This is a genomic window from Streptomyces lonarensis, assembly GCF_012033735.1.
GTDB classification, from domain to species: domain Bacteria; phylum Actinomycetota; class Actinomycetes; order Streptomycetales; family Streptomycetaceae; genus Streptomyces; species Streptomyces lonarensis.
The window spans coordinates 1-2,424 of record NZ_JAAVJD010000415.1 but is presented as its reverse complement, the minus strand read 5'-3'; the positions used below and the strand labels follow the sequence as shown (position 1 = coordinate 2,424).

Below are 2,424 nucleotides of genomic sequence, written 5' to 3'. Positions count from 1 at the left end.
CTGCACCCGGCGGCCCTCGCCCGTGCCCGCCCCGGCCCTCCGGGGGCGGGGGCGGCCCGCCGGCGGGGGGTCGGCGCGGGCGCGGCGAAGAACTCCGCGGCGGGCCGCTCGCCCTTCTCCACGGCGCGTACCGCGGCCATCAGCTCCTCGGGCTTCGCCCCGGGCCGCTGCCCGTCGTCCGCCGCCGGGCTGCCATCGGTCACAGCGTGCTCCAGTCCTGGTCGGGGTAGTGGTGCACCGGCGCCGACACATCGTCCAGCGCGCGGCGGATCTCCTCGGGAAGCGTAAGGTCCGCCACCGACAACGCCGCCTCCAACTGCGCGCTGGTCCGCGCGCCGACCAGCGGTGCGACCACCCCGGGGCGGTCGCGCACCCACGCCAGCGCCACCTGGAGCGGGGTCGCCCCCAGGCCGTCGGCTGCGGTGCGGACCGCGTCCACCACCCGCCCCGCCTTCTGGTCCAGGTAGGGCGCCACGAACGCGGACAGCTGGTCGGAGACGGCGCGCGAACCGGCCGGGCGCGCTCCCCCGCGGTACTTCGCCGTCAGTACGCCCCGCCCGAGCGGCGAGGACGGCAGCAGCCCGATCCCCAGGTCCAGCGCGGCGGGCACGACCTCCCGCTCGACGCCGCGCTGCAGCAGGGAGTACTCCATCTGAGTGGTGCTCAGCCGGCAGCGCCGCCCCGCGTCGGCCAGCTGCCAGGTGCCCGCCTTCGCCAGCTGCCAGCCGCAGTAGCCGGTGACCCCGGCGTACCGCACGCGGCCGCTGCGGACCGCGTCGTCGACCGCCTGCAGGGTCTCCTCCAGCGGGGTCGCGGTGTCGTAGGCGTGGAGCTGCCAGAGGTCCACGTAGTCGGTCCCCAGCCGTGCCAGCGAGGCGTCCAGCGAGTCGAGGAGGTGGCCGCGCGAGCCGTCGACGCGGCGGTGCGGGTCGGCGACGCTGCCCGCCTTGGTGGCGATGACCAGATCGCGCCGGGGGACGAAGCCGCCGAGCATCCGGCCCAGCATGTACTCCGCGCCGCCGTCCGCGTAGACGTCGGCGGTGTCCACCAGGCTGCCGCCGGCGCGCCAGAAGGTGCGCAGCAGTTCCGCGGCGTCGCGTTCGCCGACCTCGCGCCCCCAGGTCAGCGTCCCGAGGCCCAACGGGGGAACGCGCAGGCCGGTGCGGCCCAAATGCCGTGGCTCCATGGGCGTTGAGCGTACTTGCGGGACAGGCTACAGTCCGGAGTGCCTACAGGTTACCCACCGGTAGCACCGGGGGAGGCCGCCCACCGCGACGAAGGAGTACGGATGCGCCTCGGTATCAACCTCGGCTACTGGGGAGCCGGGATGGACGCGGACAACCTCGCGGTGGCCCGCGAGGCGGACCGCCTCGGGTACGCGGTCTGTTGGGCCGCCGAGGCGTACGGCTCGGACGTCCCGACCGTGCTCTCCTGGGTCGCCGCCCACACCGAACGGATCGACGTCGGCTCCGCCATCCTCCAGATCCCCGCACGGGCCCCCGCGATGACGGCGATGACCGCCGCGACCCTCGACTCGCTCTCCGGCGGCCGCTTCCGGCTCGGGCTCGGCGTCTCCGGCCCCCAGGTCTCCGAGGGCTGGTACGGCGTCCGCTTCGACAAGCCGCTGGGCCGCACCCGCGAGTACGTCGAGATCGTGCGGACGGCGATGGCCCGCGAGCGGCTCAGCCACCAGGGCGAGCACTGGACCCTCCCGCTGCCCGACGGGCCGGGCAAGCCGCTCAAGCTCACCGTCCACCCGGTCCGGGAGCACATCCCGCTCTACATCGCCGCGATCGGCCCGAAGAACCTGGAGCAGACCGGCGAGATCGCCGACGGCGCGCTCCTCGTCTTCTTCGCCCCGGAGCACGCGGAGCAGACCACGCTCGCGCCGCTGCGGGCCGGTCGTGCCACCGCCGGGCAGACCCTGGACGGGTTCGACATCGTGCCTTCCGTCCCGATGGCGGTCGGCGACGACACGGCGGCCCTCGCCGACGGGTTCCGCTCCTACACCGCGCTCTACGTCGGCGGCATGGGCAGCCGCAAGCAGAACTTCTACAACCGCCTCGCCCAGCGGATGGGGTACGAGAAGGCCGCCGCGGAGATCCAGGAGCGCTACCTCGCCGGCGACAAGGAGGGCGCCGCCGCCGCGGTGCCGCACGACCTCATCGACTCCACCACGCTGCTCGGGCCCATGGAGCGGATCGCGGACCGCATGCAGGCCTACGCGGACGCCGGGGTGACCACGCTCTCGCTGGTGCCCGCGGGCCACGCGCTGGAGGACCGGCTGCAGGCACTGCGCACGGGCGTCGCCGCGTTGGAACGAGCCGGCCTGGCCTGAGCCGGACGCCGGCCGGAGCACACCGGCCGGAGCACGACACCGCGCCGGGGCCACCGCCGTCCGGTGCGCCCGGGTCGCCGGCGAAG

3 protein-coding genes are annotated in these 2,424 nt (G+C 75.1%); 1 reads left to right on the top strand and 2 read right to left on the bottom strand.

Features of this window, described 5'->3' with window-relative positions; all coding sequences use genetic code 11:
• Together HCN56_RS25165 and HCN56_RS25160 are read right to left on the bottom strand one after the other, a co-directional pair.
• Nucleotides 1-203: hypothetical protein (locus HCN56_RS25165; protein WP_167974901.1), on the bottom strand; the 203-nt coding region annotated here is incomplete at its 3' end.
• Nucleotides 200-1,186 (bottom strand): aldo/keto reductase, encoded by a 987-nt coding sequence (locus tag HCN56_RS25160; RefSeq protein WP_167974899.1) that lies wholly within the window; start codon nt 1,184-1,186, stop codon nt 200-202. The genes HCN56_RS25165 and HCN56_RS25160, both read right to left, overlap by 4 nt.
• A 102-nt stretch (nt 1,187-1,288) precedes the next feature.
• Between HCN56_RS25160 and HCN56_RS25155 the strand changes: the two genes are divergently transcribed.
• Nucleotides 1,289-2,338, top strand: a complete 1,050-nt coding sequence (locus HCN56_RS25155; protein ID WP_167974897.1) for an LLM class F420-dependent oxidoreductase — start codon at nt 1,289-1,291, stop codon at nt 2,336-2,338.
• The last annotated feature ends 86 nt before the right edge of the window (nt 2,339-2,424 follow it).